At 66.0% G+C, this 16,224-nt stretch carries 15 protein-coding genes; 7 read left to right on the top strand and 8 right to left on the bottom strand.

Annotated elements, in window-relative coordinates:
- Positions 1–145 precede the first annotated feature (145 nt).
- Positions 146–382, top strand: coding sequence for a hypothetical protein (locus tag BJA_RS22990; protein ID WP_011087364.1), 237 nt, complete (start codon positions 146–148; stop codon positions 380–382).
- A 62-nt stretch (positions 383–444) separates the two neighbouring features.
- Here BJA_RS22990 and BJA_RS22985 read toward each other — a convergent pair whose 3' ends face one another.
- The 3 genes from BJA_RS22985 to BJA_RS22975 all read right to left on the bottom strand — a co-directional run bounded on the left by BJA_RS22985 (position 445) and on the right by BJA_RS22975 (position 5,114).
- Positions 445–1,665 carry a hypothetical protein gene (locus BJA_RS22985; RefSeq protein ID WP_011087363.1) on the bottom strand — a complete coding sequence of 407 codons (1,221 nt, stop codon included), beginning with the start codon at positions 1,663–1,665 and terminating at the stop codon, positions 445–447.
- A gap of 84 nt (positions 1,666–1,749) precedes the next feature.
- The gene (locus tag BJA_RS22980; protein ID WP_011087362.1) at positions 1,750–3,252 is read right to left on the bottom strand and encodes a class I adenylate-forming enzyme family protein; all 1,503 of its coding nucleotides are present in this window, start codon (positions 3,250–3,252) and stop codon (positions 1,750–1,752) included.
- A gap of 23 nt (positions 3,253–3,275) precedes the next feature.
- Entirely contained in the window at positions 3,276–5,114 is a 1,839-nt protein-coding gene (locus BJA_RS22975; RefSeq protein WP_038967416.1) for an extracellular solute-binding protein, read from the bottom strand.
- Positions 5,115–5,374: 260 nt separating this feature from the next.
- Here BJA_RS22975 and BJA_RS22970 point away from each other — a divergent pair, with 260 nt between their 5' ends.
- Positions 5,375–6,205, top strand: coding sequence for an invasion associated locus B family protein (locus BJA_RS22970; protein WP_011087360.1), 831 nt, complete (start codon positions 5,375–5,377; stop codon positions 6,203–6,205).
- A gap of 77 nt (positions 6,206–6,282) precedes the next feature.
- On the opposite strand, the gene hspQ is transcribed toward BJA_RS22970, so the two are convergent.
- Complete coding sequence (gene hspQ, locus BJA_RS22965; protein WP_011087359.1) at positions 6,283–6,615, bottom strand: heat shock protein HspQ; 333 nt, start codon at positions 6,613–6,615, stop codon at positions 6,283–6,285.
- A gap of 106 nt (positions 6,616–6,721) precedes the next feature.
- Here hspQ and BJA_RS22960 point away from each other — a divergent pair, with 106 nt between their 5' ends.
- Positions 6,722–7,675: an AEC family transporter gene (locus BJA_RS22960; protein WP_011087358.1), complete on the top strand. Its 954-nt coding sequence runs from the start codon at positions 6,722–6,724 to the stop codon at positions 7,673–7,675.
- A gap of 6 nt (positions 7,676–7,681) precedes the next feature.
- On the opposite strand, the gene BJA_RS22955 is transcribed toward BJA_RS22960, so the two are convergent.
- Complete coding sequence (locus tag BJA_RS22955) at positions 7,682–8,866, bottom strand: UbiH/UbiF family hydroxylase (RefSeq protein ID WP_011087357.1); 1,185 nt, start codon at positions 8,864–8,866, stop codon at positions 7,682–7,684.
- A gap of 87 nt (positions 8,867–8,953) precedes the next feature.
- On the opposite strand from BJA_RS22955, the gene pcsA reads away from it, so the two are divergent.
- From pcsA to BJA_RS22940, 3 genes are all read left to right on the top strand, one after another.
- Positions 8,954–9,721, top strand: a complete 768-nt coding sequence (pcsA, locus tag BJA_RS22950; RefSeq protein WP_028173978.1) for a phosphatidylcholine synthase — start codon at positions 8,954–8,956, stop codon at positions 9,719–9,721.
- The gene (locus tag BJA_RS22945) at positions 9,718–10,443 is read left to right on the top strand and encodes a TerC family protein (protein ID WP_011087355.1); all 726 of its coding nucleotides are present in this window, start codon (positions 9,718–9,720) and stop codon (positions 10,441–10,443) included. The genes pcsA and BJA_RS22945 overlap by 4 nt, the downstream gene beginning before the upstream one ends.
- 92 nt (positions 10,444–10,535) lie before the next feature.
- The gene (locus tag BJA_RS22940; protein WP_011087354.1) at positions 10,536–11,510 is read left to right on the top strand and encodes a quinone oxidoreductase family protein; all 975 of its coding nucleotides are present in this window, start codon (positions 10,536–10,538) and stop codon (positions 11,508–11,510) included.
- Between the two features lie 125 nt (positions 11,511–11,635).
- Here BJA_RS22940 and BJA_RS22935 read toward each other — a convergent pair whose 3' ends face one another.
- From BJA_RS22935 to BJA_RS22925, 3 genes are all read right to left on the bottom strand, one after another.
- Positions 11,636–12,832, bottom strand: coding sequence for an acetylornithine transaminase (locus tag BJA_RS22935; RefSeq protein ID WP_011087353.1), 1,197 nt, complete (start codon positions 12,830–12,832; stop codon positions 11,636–11,638).
- Between the two features lie 267 nt (positions 12,833–13,099).
- Entirely contained in the window at positions 13,100–13,741 is a 642-nt protein-coding gene (locus BJA_RS22930; RefSeq protein ID WP_038967417.1) for a hypothetical protein, read from the bottom strand.
- A gap of 125 nt (positions 13,742–13,866) precedes the next feature.
- Positions 13,867–15,015: a tetratricopeptide repeat protein gene (locus tag BJA_RS22925; RefSeq protein ID WP_236842251.1), complete on the bottom strand. Its 1,149-nt coding sequence runs from the start codon at positions 15,013–15,015 to the stop codon at positions 13,867–13,869.
- 123 nt (positions 15,016–15,138) lie between these two features.
- Here BJA_RS22925 and BJA_RS22920 point away from each other — a divergent pair, with 123 nt between their 5' ends.
- A complete protein-coding gene (locus BJA_RS22920) occupies positions 15,139–16,086 on the top strand; it encodes a hypothetical protein (RefSeq protein WP_038967424.1) in 948 nt (315 codons plus the stop codon).
- The last annotated feature ends 138 nt before the right edge of the window (positions 16,087–16,224 follow it).

The following is a 16,224-nucleotide window of genomic DNA, read 5'->3' as shown; positions in this document are numbered from 1 at the left end:
GCTGACTGAGGCAGTCCGCAACACGCAGCCCGGCCGCGAGTCGAATCGCCTGGCGAAAGCCAGGAAGATCGCGGCCGGGATGGCCCGCGCCGATCAAGCGTCCGGGGTCACCGCACCCGTTCGCTGAGCCCCGAGAAGGAGCCGCATGCGCAAGTTTCCCAAGCCCACCGAGCAAGAGCTCAAAGAAGGGCCCCAAGCCGTGTCCTTTCAGATCGCGAACGGGAACGCGCGGCAGACCTGTATTCTGCAGACCACGCTCCCAACCAAGGCGCAGGCGCAAAAATACCTTCTCGCGAATTGGCCGGCCGTCGAAAAGATGGCTCGCGACGCTCTCGCGATGGGAGCCGTTGAGGACGGCCAGATCAAGCTCATGATGACGTGAGCGTCCGAGGCCCGACGGCGGACATCAAGACGCGTATTGGATTATTGAACGCTGGCGAATGACTACGACGCCGCGCGCGAGGCGTCGGCGGACAGCCGCGCCAGCAACGACCTGGCCGTATCCGACGACGACAGCGAGTCCACGCTGACCACCGGATCGCTGCGCATCTCGTGCTTGCCGTTGGAGGTGTGCCGCATCACCGCGGAGAGACGGCGGGCGATCATGTGGGCGGTGCGGAAGTCGGTCTCGGCGAACACGACGATGACCGAGCCGTCCTTCTGCGCCGCGCCGAAATCCATCTGCCGCATCAGGCGGCTCAGGATGCGCGCAGCATCCAGTTGTGCGCGGGGATTTGAGGGATCGAAGGCGAAGCGCGCCACCGACAGGCCGCCGCCGCGGGCTAGCGTCTGCTCGACCGCCCTGGAGAAATCGCGGGCAAAGGCTTCCGTCGTGAGCAGGCCGCTGCGCGGATCGAGCCAGCCGCCGGCGTCGATCGAGCGCAGCGTGCGGCTCAGTTGCGCTTCCATCGCGTGCTGGCGGATCAGCGGCAGCGCGTTGGCGGCGACCTTCGCCGGCTCGCCCGGAATAAGCTCGAGATTAGGCAGGTCGTAGGTCTGCACGAGCTGGTGTGCGGTGACGACCACGGGCAGGCTGCGGAAGCGGGTGTCTTCGGCGAGCACCGTGAGGAAGGCGTCGGTGACGCGCGCGGTAAAACCTTCCGCGAGCACCACGCCATCGATATCGCGAGTGTTGAGATGCTTGGCCGCGGCCTCGATCGAGAGCGCGCCGATGACACCGACGCGCTCACCGAGCGCGACGGAGAGTGCGGGATAGGCTGCGCCGCGGCCGATCAGGAGCACGGTGGCATCGCGCGACGGGTCGCTCTCCGGCAGCGCGACCTTCGCCTCCGGCAGCCGGCGCAGCACGGTGGCATGAAGGGTGCGCACGCGCTGCGCGGCGCGCAGCCGCGCGCTCAGGCGGTCGGAATTGCCGCGCGAGGAGAAGGGCAGGGCGTTGTGGGGCAGCGTGCCCGCCGCGTCCAGGGCCACGAAGGGCAGGTAAGGCGATTGGTCAGCGATCTTCCTGGCGAGCAGCGCCAGATACGGCTCATATCCGCTGTTCATTGCGGCGAGAACCGCGGCCGGCTGCACCTGCTCGACCGCGCGCACCGCGCTGGCCCAGTCGGTGTCGACCACGGGGAAGAGACGGGCCTCGTCCAGCGCCGCAACGAAGGCGGGGCGCTCGGCATTGGACACAAAAAGGATCGGGCCCGCCTGGGACATAGCAAACTCTGATCACGCGACAGATGCTGCGCAATCTAGTTTGGCCGCCTTAATGCAGCGTCAACGAATGGGTCGAAAGTGCGCCTAGGCCGCCCCGGAGCGGTCGCGAAAAGCCTCAACCATCAGGGGGTTAAGCCCAAGCTCGTTGAGCGCCTCGCGGGCGCGGGCATTGTCCTGGGCCCGGCCCGCCAGCCGATGACCGGAAAGGCGGTCGGGCAGCGCGGTGAGCAGGGCGCCCTGGCCGAGCCGGCGCGCCCATTCCTGGAGGTCGTTGGAGAGGAAGCGGTAGCCGCCGACGGCCATGATGCCCGAGGGCGGCGCGGTGATGCAGATCGCACCGCTCGGACGGTCGAGCCGCGCCGCATAGCCGGTGTCGACATAGTCGCGCGGCGGCTGCGCGATCAGCGTCTCGCCGACCGGCTGCGGCGGGGCATAGGCCGCGATCGGCACCATCGCCCCGCGGAGGCCGAGCGTGCCCTTCGGCGTCAGCAGGATCTCGCCGGCGATGGAGGAGCCGGACTGTTCGCGCGGGGCGCCGTGCGGCCCCGGCATTACCGCAACAGGCATGCCGTCCTCGCCGCGGCGGGCGCCAAACAATCCGGCCTCGCCGAACAGATAGACGTCGGTCAGCGGCGCATGCGGCGCGATCCAGGCATCGCTTGCCGCCACCTGTTCCGGCGCGCGCCACAGGCCGATAACGTTGCGTAAGGTAGGCATCCGCGCCGCCAGGTCGGAATCGCCGAGCCGCAGCGCGAGCTGCGCGGGCGCGATCAGCACCTCGCATTCATGCTCGTTGATCTGCTGCTCCAGCACGTCGTTCTCGAACGGATGATGCAGCGCCAGCGCGCCGCCCGAGAGCAGCCACACTGCGAGCGAGGAGGCGAGGCCGGCGAACGACATCGGCGTGAACGCCGCCATCACGGTCGCGCCCTGCTTGATGTCGGCCTCCAGCGACATCGCAAGGCCCCCGGCGATCAGGCTGAAATGCGGCCGCGGCACCGGGCGAAAGCCTTCCGCCGTGACGTCGAAGGAGATCATCGCCGCCTTGCGGCCGTCCTGGATCACGGCGCGCGTGGTGCCGGGCGGGCGGGCCAGGACCTCGTCGAGCGAGGCCATGCCTTCGGGCAGGTCGGTGCCGAAGCCGCAGACATGGCGGATCGAGAACGCCTCCGCCGCAGCGTGCATCGCGAGGTCGGAATAGCTGACGCCGTCGACCCTGCTCATGGTGACGATGGCGCGCGCGGCGGTGCGGTTGAGCGCAGCGGTCAGTTCCGCGTGGCGCCAGAGCAGCGGCAGCACGGCGACGACGAGACCGGCGCGATGGGCGGCGAGCACCGTCAGCACGAACTCGACCGTGTTCGGCAGCTGGATTGCGATGACGGAATTGGCCGGCAGGCCCGATTCGACGAAATAGGCCGACAGCGCCTCGATGGCGGTATCGGCCTCGGCATAGCTCAGCCGCCGCGGCTGGTGCCCGGTCACGCGCGCCTTGTTGAGGGGGTCGAGCAGGGCGGTCGCGTGCGGCTGCCGCATCAGCGTGCGCTGGAACAGCGTGTCGAGCGTCGGCGATACGGCTTGCTGGTTCACGGCGTCACTTCGCTTGACTGGCCCTAAGGCTCACCCTTCGACCACCAGGTCTCCGGCAGGTAGCCGGACAGCGCAGTGGCCTTTGGCCGTTCTATCCGATTCCAGCGCGCGATCCATTGCTCGGATACGTTAAACAGGGGGATTGTGTAGAAGCCCGCGATCAGGGCGCGGTCCAACGCGCGCACCGCCGAGACGAAGGCCGTATGTTCACGGGCCTCCAGCAGGGCGGCGATCATGGCGTCGACCGCCGGATCCCTGGCGCCCATGTAGTTGCGGGTGCCTGGATTGTCGGCGGCAGCGCTGCCCCAATAGAAATACTGCTCGTTGCCGGGCGACAGCGACTGGTCCCAGCGGTTCTGGATCATGTCGAACTCGTAAGCGAGCCGGCGCTGGTCGAATTGCACGGGATCGACCGACCGTACGCTCGGCTCGATGCCGGCGCGCCTGAGGTCGCGCTGGAAGGCGAGCGCGATGCGCTCCTGGTCGCGGGTCGTGACCAGGATCTCGAACGTGAAGGGCGCCTTGGTCGTCCGGTTGCGCAGCGCGGTGCCGTCGAGATCGTAGCCGGCCTCCGACAACAGTTTCAGCGCGGCGCGCAGCGTGGCCCGGTCGCGGCCGGAGCCGTCGGTCACCGGCAGGCGGTAGCTGCCGTCCATGACATCGGGCGGAATCTGTGCGGCGAACGGCTTGAGCAGCTCGCGCTCGCGCGCGTCCGCAGGCCTGCCATAGGCCGACAGGTCCGAGCCGGCGAAATAGCCGGCGACGCGCGAGTAGAGCGAGAAGAAGTAGTTGCGGTTGACCAGCTCGAAATCGAACAGCAGCGTCAGCGCCTTTCGCACGCGGATGTCGGCGAACATCGGACGGCGGGTGTTGAAGACCAGGAATTCCGAGGGCTGCGGCACGCCGGGCTTGACGCTGTCGCGGATCACCTCGCCGCTTTTGACGGCCGGAAAATCATAGCCGTCGTGCCAGCGCAGCGGCTCGTTCTCGACGCGGAAATCGTAGAGGCCGCGCTTGAAGGCCTCGAACTGGCCGTTGGCCTCGCGGAAAAAGTCGAGCCTGATCTCGTCGAAATTGTAGAGGCCGCGATTGATGGCGAGGTCGCGGCCCCAATAGTCGGGATTGCGCTTGAGCGTCACGCTGGCGCCGGGCCGCACCGCGGTGACGCGATACGGGCCGGAGCCGACCGGCCCGGTCAGCGTCGTCTCCTCGAAGGTCGCGACATCGACCGCGTGCTTGGGCAGGATCGGCATCAGGCCGAGGATCAGCGGCAATTCCCGGTCGTTGGCGCCGGTGAGGTCGAAGCGGACGGTGAGAGGATCGGGCGCCTCGGCCCTGGCAACCTTGGCATAGTATTGCCGAAGGTTCGGTCGGCCGTGGTCGCGCAAGAGCTGCCAGGAGAACAGCACGTCCTCCGCGAGCACCGGTTTGCCGTCGGAGAACCGGGCGCGGGGATCGAGGCGGAACGTGACGTAGCTCCGCTCGTCATCGGTCTCGACCGATCTGGCGAGCAGGCCGTAGAGCGTGAACGACTCATCTTGGCCACGCGCAAGCAGGCTTTCGACCACGTAGCCGCGGATCGGCTGCACCGCCAATCCCTTCACGACGAACGGATTGAGGCTGTCGAAGGTGCCGAGCATGCCCCAGGTCAGCCGGCCGCCCTTGGGCGCATCGGGATTGGCGTAGGGCATGTGGGTGAAATCGGCGGGCATCGCCGGCTTACCGTGCATGGCGATGGCATGGGCCTCCTCGGCCCGTGCGCTGGCCGGCAACCCGGCGGCGAGGGCCATAACGAGGGCCGAGGCGAGGAGGATGCAATGGCGGATGCCGGGGCCCTCGAGAAGGCGTTGGAACATGAACATCGGCACACGTTGATTCGAGGACCGGCGGACCTGAATCCTATCACAGGGAATTTGGTGGGGCGCTGGCGCCAGAGTGACCAAAGACGCTTGTCGGCATTGATCTTTTCGTCGGCCACGTTAAGAAGGCGGGCAATCGCGCAAGAGCGCCGAGCCCGTCACTTATCCGCCTCATTTGACGGGGAGAGAGCCGCGCCCAAGGCGGCTTGGTTCGGCGCTTCGGAGCGGTTCGGGCACTTCCCGTTCAGAAAGGGTTTTCTGCAATGAATTTCCGTTACTTGGCCGCGTCCGTCCGGCCGCGCGGGCGACTTCTCGCCTTGTTGACGGCGACGGCATTGGCCGTTCCGTTTGCCGCCGAGGCCCAGACCCCGGCGCCGGCCCCCGGTGCGCCCGCCGCGCCCAAGGCAGCTCCGGCCCCGAAAGCCGCTCCCAAGGCAGCCCCCAAGGCTCCGGCACCGGCCGCTCAGGCGCCCGCCCAGCAGGCTCCTCCCGCCGCGGGCGCGCCGGCGCAGCAGGGCGCAGCCCAGCCGGCAGACCAGCAGATCCAACTGATCTACGCCCCCTGGACCAAGTTCTGCCTCAAGGGCCAGGACGCCAACGCCAAGCAGGTCTGCTTCACCGGCAAGGACGGCCGCATCGAGTCGGGCCAGCCGGTCATCGCCGCCGTCATCATCGAACCGGAAGGCGAGCCGAAGAAGATCCTGCGCGTGACGCTGCCGCTCGGCATGCAGCTCGTGCACGGCACCCGCATCATCGTGGACAGCAATGCGCCGTTGCAGAGCCCGTACGTTATCTGCTTCCAGAACGGCTGCATGTCGGACTACGAAGCGACGCCCGAGCTCATCGCCAACATGAAGAAGGGCCAGAATCTCGTTGTCCAGGCGATCAACGCCAACGGCGCGCCGCTGACGCTGCCGCTGCCGCTCGCCGGCGAATTCCAGAAGGCCTATGACGGTCCGCCGACCGATCCGAAGGTGTTCGAGGAAACCCAGAAGAAGCTTCAGGAAGAGCTTCAGAAGAAGGCGGACGAGCAGCGCAAGAAGCTCGAGCAGAGCGGTGCTGCGCCCGGCGCGGCTCCGGCCGGCCAGAAATAATCGGGACCAGATCCCTGACATGAAAAAGGCGCTCACTCCGAGCGCCTTTTTTATTGGCCGCTTGCCGGCGGCTTAACTCAGTTCAGCGACGGATTGCGCGGGCGGTAGCCGCCGCCCTTGTCCTTGATGAAGATCTCGGCGACCTGCGAATGGCGGATCGGCTCGCCGGATTCGTCGGGCAACAGGTTCTGCTCGGACACGTAGGCGACGTATTCGGATTCCGCGTTCTCCGCGAGCAGATGGTAGAACGGCTGGTCCTTGTGGGGCCGCACCTCCTCCGGGATCGACAGCCACCACTCCTCGGTGTTGTTGAATTCCGGATCGATGTCGAAGATCACGCCCCGGAACGAGAAGATCCGGTGGCGAACGACCTGTCCGATCTGAAATTTCGCGGTCCGCGCTTTTATCATTCCCCGTCGATAGACCAGGATTGTGGCCGATGCTAGTGGCCTAACTTCGAATTAACGTCCGCTTAAGGGGCAGATAGCTCCCAAGTCTTCAGAAGAAACTTGAGAAATGGTCGATATCCTCAATCTGGCGCTACCGTATTTCGGCTTGATCTTCGTCGGATTTGCCTGCGGCAAGATCAAATCCCTGCCGGAATCGGGCCTGGCCTGGATGAACTTCTTCCTGCTCTACGTGTCGCTGCCGGCGCTGCTGTTCGCGATCATGTCGAAGACGCCGTTTGCGGAGCTGAACAACCCGCCGTTCCTGGTCGCAACCACGCTGTCGACGGTTACGGCGTTCACGCTGGCGCTCGTCGTCGGCAAGGTTCTCGGCCGCCTGACCCTGCGCGAGGCGACGCTCGCAGGGCTCTCCGGCGGCTACGGCAACATCGGCTATATGGGGCCGGGGCTGGCGCTCGCCGTGCTCGGGGCGAAGGCTTCGGCGCCGACCGCGCTGATCTTTTGCTGCGACAGCATCTTCCTGTTCACGATCGTGCCGCTCCTGATCGAGCTGTCCGACCGCGATCATCCCTCGATCGTCCATGCCTTCGGCGTGGTGCTGAAGCAGATCGTGCTCAACCCGCTGATCATGTCGGCCTGTTTTGGCGCGGCGGTGGCAGCGCTGCATATCGAGCTGCCGGTCGCGCTCGACCGCACCATCACATTCCTCCAGAACGCTGCAGCCCCGACCGCGCTGTTCGTGCTCGGCGTGACCGTGGCGCTCCGCCCGTTCGATCGGGTGCCGTGGGAGGTGCCGGGCGTGGTCGCGGTGAAGCTGCTGTTCCATCCGCTCGCAGCGTTCGGCCTGATGCTGGCGTTCGGCCCGTTCGCGCAGCCTTGGGCCGCGACCGCCGTGCTGATGGCCTCGCTGCCGCCGGCGCTCAACGTGTTCGTGATCGCCCGGCAGAATGACGCCTGGATCGAATCCGCCTCCGTCGCCGTGCTGCTCGGGACGTTTGCGTCCGTGGTCACGCTGACCAGCGTGATGTGGGCGATCCAGACCGGCCGGCTGGCGTTTCCGTGAGCGAGCTTACCGCCGCCAGGTAGGCGTCAGCCCCTCCCGCATGGCGAAGCGCCGGAGCGGGCCGATGGCGCCGAGCAGGTGCATGCCGACGGCGCGGACCGGCTGGAGCGGCAGGAAATCGTTGAGCAAGGAGCGGTTGGCGATGTCGATCGCAAAGGTCCGGCTCAGGATGTCGGGCCGCCGGGCGCGGTCGTAGCGCTCGAGCACGTCGGGCGCGCCGGGATCCTCGCCCGAGGCGATGGCATCGCCCGCAAGTCTGGCAATGTCGGCGGCATCGCGCAGGCCAAGGTTGAGGCCCTGGGCGCCGATCGGGGGAACCACATGGGCGGCTTCGCCGACCAGCGCGATGCGGTCGCGGCCGAAGGATTTCGGACGTTCGATCGCCAGCGGAAACAGGTTGCGGCCGGGCTCGACCGTCATGCGTCCCAGGATGGAATGCGACTGCTTCTCGATCGCGGCGGACAGCTCGTCGTCGCTTAAGCCGCGGAGGCGTTCCGCTTCCGCGGGAGCTGCGACCCAGACGATGCTGGAGCGGTTGCCGGGCAGGGGCACGAACACGCAGGGCCCGTGGGGCGTGTGGAACTCGGTCGAGACATTGCGATGCGGCCGCGCATGGCCGACGTTGAAGGTGAGCGCGGTCTGCGTCAGGTCGCGCCGCGTCACCGCGATGCCGGCAGCCTCCCGGCACAGCGAATGCCGGCCGTCGGCGCCGACCACGAGGCGGGCTGCGAGGAATTGCGCGGAGGCCGTGCGGATCGCGACATCGTCGGCTTCAATGACGACGCTTTCGGCCTCGTCGTCGAAACGGACGATCCCGGGCAGTTCGGCCGCGCGCTCTTCCAGCGCCAGCATCAGCGAGCGGTTGTCGATGTTGTAGCCGAAGGCGTCGAGCCCGATCTCGTGACAGGAGAAGCGGACCTCCGGCGCCCGGAACAGCCGGCCGGTGTCGTCGACGAGGCGCATGATTTCGAGCGCGGCCGCCTTGTCCTTGCAGCGCGGCCAGACGTCGAGGCTCTCCAGCAGCTCGACGGAGGCGCCTAGCAGCGCCGTGGTGCGGTTGTCGGCATAGGGCAGGCGGCGCGCCACCAGCGCGGTCCGTGCACCCGCCTGCGCCAGCGCGATGGCCGCGCTAAGTCCCGCCGGTCCGCCGCCGATCACGGCTGCGTCAAAGAGTGTCGATGCGTCTGTCATGGAACGACATTTGACACGCCCGGCGGCAAATTCAAGCCCACCTATTTTTCCGTGATTTTGTGGCGAATTGTGCGACCGGGCGCCGCAATGGCTTATGTGCAAACCGGCCTCGTTCTGATAGCAGAAGCCATGGATACCCAGCAGGATTCCCTGAAGCCGAGACCGGCGATGCGCGCCGCGGCCTTCTCGGTGCACGTCTTCACCGCCTTCGGCGCGGCCATTGCGCTGCTGGCGATGCTGGAGGCCGTGCGCGAGCACTGGGCGGCGATGTTTCAATGGCTGGGCGTCGCTCTGATCATCGACGCGATCGACGGTCCGATCGCGCGCCGGCTTGACGTCAAGAACGTGCAGCCGAACTGGTCGGGCGACGTGCTCGATCTCGTGGTCGACTTCGTCACCTATGTGTTCGTGCCGGCCTACGCGATCGTAGCGAGCGGCCTGCTGCTGCCGGTCGCGGCTCCCTTGCTCGGCGTCGCCATCATCGTCACCAGCGCATTATATTTCGCCGATCTGCGGATGAAGGCCGATGACAATCATTTCCGCGGCTTCCCGGCGCTGTGGAACGCGGCTGCGTTCTACCTGTTCCTGCTGCACTGGCCGCCGCTGTGGTCGACGCTGCTGGTCGCGGCCCTCGTGGTGCTGACCTTCGTGCCGTTCCATGTGTTGCATCCGGTCCGCGTCGTGCGGCTGCGCTGGCTGACGATGTCGCTGATCGGGATCTGGGCGGTGCTCTCCCTTTACACGCTGGACATGGACTTTCGCGTCGGTCCCGGCGTGACGCTCGCGCTGTGCGCCATCGCGCTCTGGATCAGCTTCAGCGACGCATTGATCCGCTTCGCAAGATCCTTCGCATGATGCATCTCCTCGCCAGCCCCGAAGCCTGGGCCGCGCTGCTCACCTTGACGTCGCTCGAGATCGTGCTCGGCATCGACAATGTGATCTTCCTGTCGGTGATCGTCTCGCGCATCCCGGAGAAGCAGGCGCACCGCGCCCGCCAGATCGGGCTCGCGCTGGCGCTGGTGTTCCGCATCATCTTGCTCAGCGTTCTGGTCTGGCTGATCGGCCTGACCGCGCCGGTGTTCTCGTTTGTGGGTTACGATTTCTCCTGGCGCGACCTCATCCTGATCGGCGGCGGCCTGTTCCTGATCGCGAAGGCGACGCACGAGATCCACGCCGAGGTCGAAGCCGATGAGGGGGAGGGCGACAGGGCCTCCGGCCGCAACGCCTTCTTCTGGGTGATCGTCCAGATCATCGTCATCGACATCGTGTTCTCGCTGGACTCGATCATCACCGCGATCGGCATGGCGCAGGACATCGAGATCATGATCGCGGCCGTCGTGATCGCCTGCCTGATCATGTACCTTTCGTCGGGGCCGGTGTCGCGATTCGTCGCGGAGCATCCGACCACGAAGATGCTGGCGCTGGCCTTCCTGGTGCTGATCGGCGTCGCGCTGGTTGCGGATGGATTCCAATTCCACATCCCGCGCGGCTACATCTATTTCGCAATTGCGTTCTCGGCGGCGGTGGAGTTCTTCAACGTGCTGGCCAAGCGCAACCGCAGGAAAGCCGGCAAATAGTCGCGTTTGGTCCGTTCCATTCCAAGTCGAGTTGACAAGGTGGTCGTGATGTCTTTGGCTTGCCGCCACGACGACCGAGAGGAGGTCAGTCAATGACCAAAGCCGTCCGTGTGCACAAGGTCGGAGGCCCCGAAGCCCTGGTCTATGAGAGCGTCGAGGTGCCGGCGCCCGGCCCCGGCGAGGTGCGCATCCGCCAGCATGCGGTGGGGCTGAACTTCATCGACGTCTATTATCGCACCGGCCTCTACAAGGCGCCGGAGCTGCCTTTCATCGCCGGCAACGAGGCCTCGGGCGAGGTCATCGCGGTCGGGCCGGGCGTCACGAATTTCCATCCCGGCGACCGCGTCGCCTACTACCACAATCTCGGCGCCTATACCGGCGAGCGCAATATCCCGTGGGAGAAGCTGGTCAAGCTGCCCGACCACATCACCCACGAGCAGGGCGCCGTGCTGATGCTCAAGGGGCTCACGGTCTGGTATCTTCTGCACAAGACCTTCAAGGTCGAGCCGCACCATCGCGTGCTGATCCACGCCGCCGCCGGCGGCATCGGCCTCCTGGCCTGCCAATGGGCGAGGGCGCTCGGCGCCCACGTCATCGGCACGGTCGGCTCGCGCGAGAAGGCCGAGCTTGCGGAAGCCAATGGCTGCGACCACGTCATCCTCTACAACGAGGAGGACTTCGTCGCGCGCGTCAAACAAATCAGCCGCAACGAGGGCTGCGATGTCGTCTATGACGGCGTCGGCAAGGCGACCTTCCCGGGCTCGCTGTCCTGCCTGAAGCCGCGCGGCATGTTCGTCTCGTTCGGCAATGCCTCGGGTCCGGTGCCGCCGTTCTCGATCGCCGAGCTCAACAACCACGGCTCGCTGTTCGCGACCCGGCCGAAGCTCAACGATTACGTCGGCACGCGCAAGGAATTGCTGGAAGGCGCCGACACGCTGTTTTCCGCCGTCATCAACGGCAAGCTGCACGTGCCGATCAACCACGCCTACGCGCTGAAGGATGCCGCCAAGGCGCATATCGATCTCGAAAGCCGCAAGACCACGGGCGCGTCGATTTTGAAGCCGTAGCTAACCGTCGTTCCGGGGCGGCTCGAAGAGCCGAACCCGGAATCTCGAGATTCTCAGGCGCGCAATTGCGCACCGTAGTTCGATGCTTCGCATTGCCCCGGAATGACGAGCTTGTGTATGCGCCGCTACGCCACGCGCCTCGCCGCGCCGGCCTTGGTCAAGATCGCGTCGAGGCAATCGATCATCTCGGCGATCTCCGCCCGCGTCACGTTCAGCGCCGGCATGAAGCGCAGCGTGTCGACCTGCGGTGCATTCAGCAGCACGCCGGCTTCGAACGCCTGCGCGACGATGCCGGGCGCGATCGGCAGCTTGAGGTCGAGCGCGAGCAGCAGGCCGCGGCCGCGCACGCCGCCGAGGCCATGCCGGGCCGAGACCTTCTGCAACTCGCTTTCGAGCAACAGGCCGGTCTCGGTGACCGACTTCAGGAAGTCCGGCTTGCCGACCTCGTCCAGCACCGCAAGGCCCGCCGCGCACATGATCGGGTTGCCGTTGAAGGTGCCGCCCTGGTCGCCGTGCTCGAAGCAGGCCGCCCGTTCGGTCGCAAGCAGCGCGGCGAGCGGCACGCCGCCGCCGATGCCCTTGCCGAGCGTCATGATGTCGGGCGCGATGCCAGTGTGCTCGTAGTGAAAGAGCTTTCCGGTCCGGCCCATGCCGGTCTGGATCTCGTCAAGAATGAGCAGCAGGCCGTGCGCCTTTGTCAGCGCGCGCAGCTCCTGCAGGAACTGATCGGTCGCAGGCCATACGCCGGACTCGCCCTGGATCGGCTCGAGCATGACCGCGACGGTGTTGTCGTTGATCAGCTTCTCGACCGAGGCGATGTCGTTGAGCTTCGCCTTCTTGAAGCCGGCGACCTTCGGCTCGAACAAGGGCTCGAACGCCTTCTTGCCCGAGGCCGACATCGTCGCCAGTGTCCGGCCGTGGAAGCCGCCTTCGAAGCTGATGATCTCGAATGCGCCGCCCTTGTGCAGGCTGCCGTATTTGCGCGCGAGCTTGATCGCGCCCTCATTGGCCTCCGCGCCGGAGTTGGCGAAGAACACCTGGTCGAAGGCACTGTTTGCGACCAGCGCCTGCGCGAGCTTGAGGCTCGGCTCGTTGTAGAAGGCCGGGCTTGGCGTCAGCAGCCGCTTGGCCTGCGCGGCAAGCGCGTCGGCGATCGCCGATGGCGAGTGGCCGAGGCAGTTCACGGCCCAGCCCTGCACGAAATCGAGATAGCGCTTGCGGCTGTCGTCCCAGAGGTAGGAGCCGGCGCCGCGGACGAACACGGCCTTGGGCCGTGCGGTGATATCCATCAGCGCATCATACGGATGGGTGGCGGTGGTCATGTCGAACTCCTATCGAGGGGCGGGTGGAAAATGGACGCAAAAAGCAAGAAGGCCGCACTTTGCGGGTGCGGCCTTCTCGAAAACTGGCTGAATTCAGTGCTTCAGCGGCGTCGTCGGACATGGCGCAACCCATCATCGTCGCGGGTGCGACGACGGAAAGCTGCGCGGCGGTTGGTCCGAGAATTGATCATGGGCCGCGTCCCTACAGCCGAAGGGCAGGGCTTGTCAAGCGGGCGCTTCGCGAGATGCCCGCCGAGCGTGCATCGGTCAGGTCGGATGCGCAGCTTCTTCGGCGTCCTCCGCCCCCCAATCCGCAGCCGCAATCGCGCTGTCGATGAGCTCACCGCGCATCAGCTTGAGCGGGGATGTCCAGTACAGTGCGATGTTGTGGAAGGGATCGGTCAGCACCTTGAACACCCATACCAGTCCGGTTGTGACATCGCGCGCGACGAAGAGTTGGATCATGCGCGCAAGTCCGCCACCGACGCCGATCGCGAGCCAGAGCGCGCCGACATGGCGGATGAAGTCGAGACGCGTGGCGGGTGGATCGAACAGTCCGAACAGAGTGGGGAACACGTACAGCGCGAGCGGCGCGCTGCCCCAGACCAGGAGCAGGATGATCTTGCGGGTCTGGTTGTAACCGACCTTGACCGCTTCCTTGTACGCGTTGCTGACGTCGTTGACTGCGTCATAGCCGCTCGGCTCGAAGAAGAAATGCCCGGTCTGCCGTGTCAGCATCGCGAGCCAGCCGACGAGTCCCGCGAGCGCCGGATCTTTGAACAGCAGCGCATAGCAGGCGAGGAAGATCACGGCGCTGAAGAGGTGCAGCGTCTGATTGACGGTGCTCTGGTGGTAGAAGCGGTAATCGTCGAAGCGCTGCGTGCGCAGCATGTCCGAGAGGCAGCTCATCATCAATCCTCGCTCGCGTTGAAAGCGCGGCAGAGTTAGGACGAGTCCGTGACCTCCGCGTGAATGCACTATAGTGTCACATTCCGGCGTGCGGTCGTACGCGGCACGATGGTTGCGCAGAGAAATTACTGCACGCCGTAACGGGCGAACACGTCGGCGATGCCGGCATTGACCGCCCTGGCCGCGGCGATGTCGCGCTCCGCGCCGTCGGCGTCACCCGTCCTGCGTTTCGCAAGGCCGCGGCCGTAGAGCGCGCTGTCGAGCTCCGGCTTTGCGCTCAGCGCCGTGTCGTAGTCCGCAATCGCCGCGTCGAGATTGCCGAGCTTGAGGTAGGTGAGGGCGCGGCTGTCCAGCGTGTAGGGATCGCCCGGGCGCATCCGGAGCGACTGCTCGCAATCGGCCAGCGCCTCCTGCAATTGCCCCAGGATCGCGCGCGTCATGCAGCGGGCATTGAACACGCCGGCATAGCTCGCATTGGCCTTGATCGCGCGATCGTAGTCTTCCAGCGCCCGCGCGTAGTCGTGGTCGTCGAAATACATGCTCGCGCGCGCATAGGCGTCGCGGTCGTTGTTCGGCGTGAGCTGGAGCGACTTGCCGAAATCGGCCAGCGCCCGGGCCCGCTCCCCCTTGTCGCGGAAGATGCGTGCACGGTTGCCGTAGGCCGGGCCATAGTTGGGATCGAGCTTGATCGCCATGTCGAGATCGGCGAGCGCGCGATCGGCCTCGCCGTGCTCGCGATAGGCCGTGCCGCGGTTGAAATAGGCGAGCGCGAATGTCCGATCGAGCTTGATGGCCTGATCGTAGTCGGCGAGCGCACGGGCGTAGTCGTTCTTGCCGATGTAGGAATTGCCGCGGTTGTTGTAGTAGAGCGCGTCATTTGGCTTGAGCCGGATCGCGCGCGTATAGTCGGCGATGGCGTGGTCGCGATCGCCGAGATCGTCATAGGCAATGCCGCGATTGTACCAGGCGATGGCGTCGTTCGGATCGAGATCGATGGCGCGGTTGAGATCGGCGAGCGCACGCTCGGCGTCGCCCTTGCGCCGGAAGATCTCGCCGCGGTTGGCAAGCGCCAGCGCATTGGAGGGATTGGCTTGCAGCACCGCCGAGCAGCCGGCGAGGCGCCGGTCGTCGCCGACCTTGTCGGTGCCGAAACACCATTGCCGCGCCTGGGCGGGTGATGGCGATTGCGCAGCGGCGGGAAGTGCAAGCAGGATCAATGCTGTGCCAATCGCGCACAGCCCGGCCCGGATACCAACCTCGTGATTGTATTTCATCGATAGCCGCGCAGAAACCATTGAGCCTCTGGCGCGTTTGTGATCGAAGGATGCGAATTGGTTCGAACCGGACGCTGGTCCGTTGAGACCAACACTGGCGTGACCAACAGACAGTATTCAGCCTTGTCCGATACGCCTTACCCGATCGACCTCGACAGCATTCGCGGCGCATTTCCGCCGGGTATCGAAGCGCCACCCCTGCTTGTCGATTTCGCCGATTGGCTGAACGGGCGCCCCTGGGGCAGCGTCGGTCGCTTCTCCCTGCAAGGCCAGTTCTCCGATCATGCGCCGATCGTCGACGGTAGTCCCCTGCGCGACAGGTTTTCGTTGTTCATGCGACTTCCGGACGGCTCGGCCGTCGGCGGGTGGTACGGTGCCGGTCTCGACCGGGACAATCCGCCGATCGTCGGTCTGGGGTCGGAGGGCGACTACGAGCTGCTGGCGCCGAGCCTTGACGGTCTGCTCGCAAAACTGACGTCGCAGCAATTCGGTAACGCCTGGAGCGACCTGCTGCCGCATGACGAGGTCGAGTGTCAGACGGTCGAGCTTGCGCGGTGGCTCGCCGGGCGGCCGGCTGGCGAGCCGATGGCGCCGGACGACGCATCGCTGGAACTTCCCGACTTTCGCGGCTTCGTGGAAAAATGGAGCCGGGATCGCGAAGACTATTGGGCCAATCACCGCCTGATGGCCGAGCTCGGCTGGCGGCTGGCGGCGCATCTGCCGAAGGGGAAGAAGCCCTGGGACAAGACGAACTTCGAGGTCGCGATATCGGGCGCACAGTATCAGGCGCGCGTCCTCACGCGTGGACCGCAGCCGTTCGAGGAAGCTTCTTCGATCGAATCCCTGCTGCGCGACCTGCGCGAAGAGATGCGCCGCGCACAGCCCGAGCTCGGGTTGTGGTACGCGATGAGCTTCGGGCTCTACGCCGACGGCCGCGTCATGCCGAACTTCGAATACGATCTGCGCCCGACCATCGACGGCGAGCCTGCGCTGCTATCCGAGGCGAAGGCCGATCTTGTCCGCGCTCCGCGCCCGGAGCGCTGGGTGCCGAAATGGCTGGCGGCATCCTGAAGCTCGGAATCCCGCGATGCTGCCGCCCAGCCGGCGCGCCGAAATCTTCTGCTGTCGTGCCATCTTGACCTCGCGGGAACGGCACCTTCGATCCCCCTTGACTTAGAGTGCGCTCGAAGGGGTATCTGTACGTGCGTC

The sequence above is a fragment of the Bradyrhizobium diazoefficiens USDA 110 genome (genome assembly GCF_000011365.1).
Taxonomy (GTDB): Bacteria; Pseudomonadota; Alphaproteobacteria; order Rhizobiales; family Xanthobacteraceae; genus Bradyrhizobium; species Bradyrhizobium diazoefficiens.
The sequence above is the reverse complement of the archived record's forward strand: the minus strand, read 5'-3'. Positions and strand labels throughout refer to the sequence as shown.